The following is a 3822-nucleotide window of genomic DNA, read 5'->3' as shown; positions in this document are numbered from 1 at the left end:
AGGTAGTCGTCCGCGCCCAGCTCCAGGCCGACGATGCGGTCGACGTCGTCGCCCTTGGCGGTGAGCATGATCACCGGCGTGTCCACGCCTTCGGCGCGCAGGCTGCGGCACAGCGCCAGGCCGTCGGCGTCGGGCAGCATCAGGTCCAGCACGATCAGGTCGACGTGGTGCGCCGCCAGCGCGCGGCGCATGCCGGCCGCGTTGGCGGCGCCGAACGCGCGCAGGCCCTGCTGCTCCAGGTAGCGCTCCAGCAGGTCGCGCAGGCGCAGGTCGTCGTCGACGACCAGGATGTGGGCCGGTTCCATGGGCGCGGACTATCGCCTGGCGCCTTACCAGGCGGCAAGCGGCCGGGCGATCGATGTGTAAGCGGATGTTTCCGCGGCGGCGCCGGGCAACAGGCGCTCACATTCGCGTGCGCTGGCGAAACACTCTTGGCGAGTCGATCCGGAAAGATCGCCGCCACACGTCCGCTGCGGACGCCACGCCAAGGAGCCAAGCCATGCATGCGTCGATCGTCTCGCTCAGCCTCGCCTGTCTGATCGTTTCCCTGCCGGCCATGGCCGGCGCGCACCATCGTGCCGGCACCCACCGGACCGCCGACGGCAGCCTCAGCCACGCTCGGGCCACCAGTGTGGCCGGCCCGAAGGGCCATGCCGCTCATGGCAGTCGCGCCACGCTGGACAGCGACGGTACGCTCACCCGTCGGAGCGGCAGCCGAGTGCAAGGCACGAATGGCGGCACCTGGCAGGCCGGCCACGGCGTGCAGCGCAACCCGGACGGCTCGACGCAGGCCGGCTACACGGCCAGCGGGCAGGGCGCGGTGGGGGGCAGCTTCAGCAGCCAAGGGAGCCGCACGCGCACGGCCGATGGCCAGGGCGCGGCCAGCCGCCAGACCACGATGAGCGGCGCGCGCGGCAGCTATGCCGGCAGCAGCTCGCGCGGGGGCGGCACGCTCGACCACCAGAGCACGCTCACCGGCGCCGACGGCAACACCTACCAGGGCCAGACCCGCTATACCAAGGGCCAGGGCGTGAGCCACAGCGGCAGCTGCACCAATGCCCAGGGCCAAACCATCCAGTGCTGAACACACCGACCGACAAAGGAATCGATGCCATGACTCTCGCCACCTTGCTTTGCCGCGCCGGCCTGCTCGCCGTCGCGCTGTCCGTCTTCAGCCTGCCCGCCGCGGCCAGCAGCCTGCGCGACCGCATGATGCAGCGCGCCCAGCTCGGCCAGGACGCCGGGGACGCCAGGCCGGCCACGGTGCCGCCGGACGTGCGCGTGATCCGCGACGTCGCCTACGGCGGCGACCCGGCGCAGCGCTTCGACGTCTACCTGCCGGCACAAGGCACCGCCCGCGCGCCGGTGATCTTCATGGTCCACGGCGGCGGCTGGCAGCGCGGCGACAAGGCGATGGCCAGCGTGGTGCAGAACAAGGTGGCGCGCTGGGTGCCGCACGGCTTCGTGCTGATCTCCACCAACTACCGCATGCTGCCCGGCACGCACCCGATCGAGCAGGCGCGCGACGTGGCGCGCGCGCTGGCCTTCGCGCAGGGACGCGCTGCCGGCTGGGGCGCCGACCGCGACCGCTTCATCCTGATGGGCCACTCGGCCGGCGCGCACCTGGTCGGGCTGATCTCGGCCGAACCCTCGCTGGCCTTCGACCAGGGCGCGTTGCCGTGGCTGGGCACGGTGTCGCTGGACAGCGCCGCGCTCAACGTGGTGGCGATCATGCAGGGCCCGCACCTGCCACTGTACGACGCGGCCTTCGGCAGCGATCCGGCGTACTGGCGCGCCGCCTCGCCGCTGCAGCAGCTGAAGACCCGCGGCGCGCCGTTCCTGGCAGTGTGCTCCACCCAGCGGCGCGAATCCTGCCCGCAGTCGCGCAACTTCGCCGACAAGGCCAATGCCCTGCAGATGCGCGCGCAGGTGCTGGGCGAGGACCTGACCCACCGGGAGATCAACGAAGAGCTCGGCCTGCCCGGTGACTACACCCGTCAGGTGGAGGACTTCCTCGCCACGCTCGATCCGGTGGTGGCGCGGCGGCTTTACGGGCGCTGATCAGGACGCGGGATAGACCAGGTGATCGCCGGCGCGCCGTGCCGCCGGCGTCATCGCGGCCGGCTCGGCGCGGCCATCGCCCAGGATGTGGCAGACGGTGCGGCCGGCGGCCAGCAGGTAGTCGCCGATGATGCGCCGGTGGCAGCGCCACCACAGCACCTCGGCGCACATCAGCGCGCAACGGGTGTGCGCGGACAGCTCCAGCAATTGCGCCAGGCCGGCTTGAAAGTCCGCGCCCATCGCATAGTCGGCATAGCGGCGGAAGCTTGCGTTCTGCCAGAAGCCGTTCGGCGAGGCCGCGCCCTGGGGCAGGCTGCGCCCGCGCCGTCCGCCGAGCGCGGCCAGGTGCAGGTAGCCGATGCGGTGCGATGCGAGCGAGGCGGCCAGCGCGGGGCCGTCGAACTGCGGATGGCGGCGCGAGCCGGGCAGCCGCCGCACGTCGATCACGCACTGTATTCGGTGCGCGTCGAGCAGCGCGACGAAAGCGTCCAGCGCATGCGTGGAGTGGCCGATGTCGAACACCGGCGGGGCGGCGTCAGCTGCGCTCATGGGCCAAGCATGCACCCGCGGCCGTGTCCGCTGCGCGAGGGCGTCGCTTCACGAACCCATCGCCGGGGATTCCTACGATGGCACGGCGGCTCCCCGTCCCCTCCGGACTGCCGCGATCGCCCACTGGAGAGCTCCCATGCACAACCATGATATCCGCGTGCTCAACGACCTGATCGAAACCACGATCGACAGCGCCGACGGCTATGCCGAAGCCGCCAGGGAAACCCAGAGCACCCGTTTCGGCCTCACCTTCCAGGAACGCGCCGACGAGCGGCGCCAGGTCGCCTCGCGCCTGCAGCAGCAGGTCGAGGCGCTCGGCGGTACGCCGGAAGAAGACGCCAGCACGCTCGCTTCGGCGCATCGCCTGTTCACCAACCTGCGCAAGAGCCTGCACGACGAAACGGCCGTGATCGACGAGGTCGAGCGCGGCGAGGACCACATCAGCCATAAGTTCCAGGATGCGCTGGAGGACGAGGACGTCAGCCCGCCCACGCATGCGTTGATCGCCGATGCGTTCCGCTCGGTCGCGTCAGGCCACGAGCAGATGCGGCAATTCAAACAGGCGGCGCAGCGGATGCACTGAGGCGGCTGCGCGTGCAACGGACTCGCCGCTCTTGCGCCCTCTCTCCTGCGGGGAGAGGGCTGGGGCGAGGGGGCACTCTTGCGAAGCGCGTATCAAAGCGGTGCCTGGCTCTGATGGAATGCCCTGCAAGCCCCGGCCCCCCACCTCAATCCTCTCCCCGCAGGGGAGAGGAGGCGAACGCAAAGAGCCATGCCTATGGGCCGCTCAGGCGGCCTTCACCTCGAAGGTCTGGCTGGTCACCGGCTTGCCGTCCACGGCAATTTCCACCTTGTACTTGCCGGCAGGCCAGTCGTTCGGATTGCGCACCTTGAAGGTCGTGGTGGCCGGGCCGTCGGTGGCGATGGTCTGGCTGATCGTGGTCACGTCCTGGCCCTTGCCTTCCAGGTAGCTGAAGTGCGCGCTCAGGGTGGCGCCGCTGGTGGTGCCGGTGGTGGCGACGCTGGCGTAGATGGTGTTCTGCGAGGGCTCGAAGGTACTGGTCGGCTTGACGATCTTGTAGCCGGCGGTGACCGCTTCGCCCAGCTTGACGTCCTCGACCTTGAACACGTCCGTCGCCGCGGGCGCAGCGGCGGCGCTGGTGCCTGCGCTGGCCGGGGCGGCCGCCGTGGAAGGCGCCGCCGGCGCGGTGC

6 protein-coding genes are annotated in these 3822 nt (G+C 70.9%); 3 read left to right on the top strand and 3 right to left on the bottom strand.

All coding sequences use genetic code 11. The features are described from left to right. Window positions 1-305, bottom strand: a 305-nt coding sequence (locus HOQ08_RS08745) for a response regulator (protein ID WP_291193368.1), incomplete at its 3' end; no start/stop codon positions are given. 194 nt (window positions 306-499) lie between these two features. Between HOQ08_RS08745 and HOQ08_RS08740 the strand changes: the two genes are divergently transcribed. Together HOQ08_RS08740 and HOQ08_RS08735 are read left to right on the top strand one after the other, a co-directional pair. Further along, window positions 500-1084 (top strand): hypothetical protein, encoded by a 585-nt coding sequence (locus HOQ08_RS08740; protein WP_291193366.1) that lies wholly within the window; start codon window positions 500-502, stop codon window positions 1082-1084. Between the two features lie 29 nt (window positions 1085-1113). Beyond that, complete coding sequence (locus tag HOQ08_RS08735) at window positions 1114-2061, top strand: alpha/beta hydrolase (protein ID WP_291193364.1); 948 nt, start codon at window positions 1114-1116, stop codon at window positions 2059-2061. Here the strand turns inward: HOQ08_RS08735 and HOQ08_RS08730 are convergent, their stop codons facing one another. After that, a complete protein-coding gene (locus HOQ08_RS08730) occupies window positions 2062-2610 on the bottom strand; it encodes a DUF488 domain-containing protein (protein ID WP_291193362.1) in 549 nt (182 codons plus the stop codon). A 136-nt stretch (window positions 2611-2746) separates the two neighbouring features. Here HOQ08_RS08730 and HOQ08_RS08725 point away from each other — a divergent pair, with 136 nt between their 5' ends. Further along, a complete protein-coding gene (locus tag HOQ08_RS08725; RefSeq protein WP_291193360.1) occupies window positions 2747-3193 on the top strand; it encodes a PA2169 family four-helix-bundle protein in 447 nt (148 codons plus the stop codon). Window positions 3194-3397: 204 nt separating this feature from the next. On the opposite strand, the gene HOQ08_RS08720 is transcribed toward HOQ08_RS08725, so the two are convergent. Next, the coding region (locus HOQ08_RS08720) for a hypothetical protein (protein ID WP_291193358.1) at window positions 3398-3822 on the bottom strand (425 nt) is incomplete at its 5' end.

The organism is Frateuria sp., assembly GCF_013362045.1.
In the GTDB taxonomy this organism is placed as follows: Bacteria; Pseudomonadota; Gammaproteobacteria; order Xanthomonadales; family Rhodanobacteraceae; genus Frateuria_A.
The sequence above is the reverse complement of the archived record's forward strand: the minus strand, read 5'-3'. Positions and strand labels throughout refer to the sequence as shown.

What these genes read in the sequence shown, in the direction of transcription:
- HOQ08_RS08730 (WP_291193362.1), bottom strand. Translation starts at nt 2,610, where the DNA reads ATGAGCGCAGCTGACGCCGCCCCGCCGGTGTTCGACATCGGCCACTCC.
- HOQ08_RS08740 (WP_291193366.1), top strand. Translation starts at nt 500, where the DNA reads ATGCATGCGTCGATCGTCTCGCTCAGCCTCGCCTGTCTGATCGTTTCC.
- HOQ08_RS08735 (WP_291193364.1), top strand. Translation starts at nt 1,114, where the DNA reads ATGACTCTCGCCACCTTGCTTTGCCGCGCCGGCCTGCTCGCCGTCGCG.
- HOQ08_RS08725 (WP_291193360.1), top strand. Translation starts at nt 2,747, where the DNA reads ATGCACAACCATGATATCCGCGTGCTCAACGACCTGATCGAAACCACG.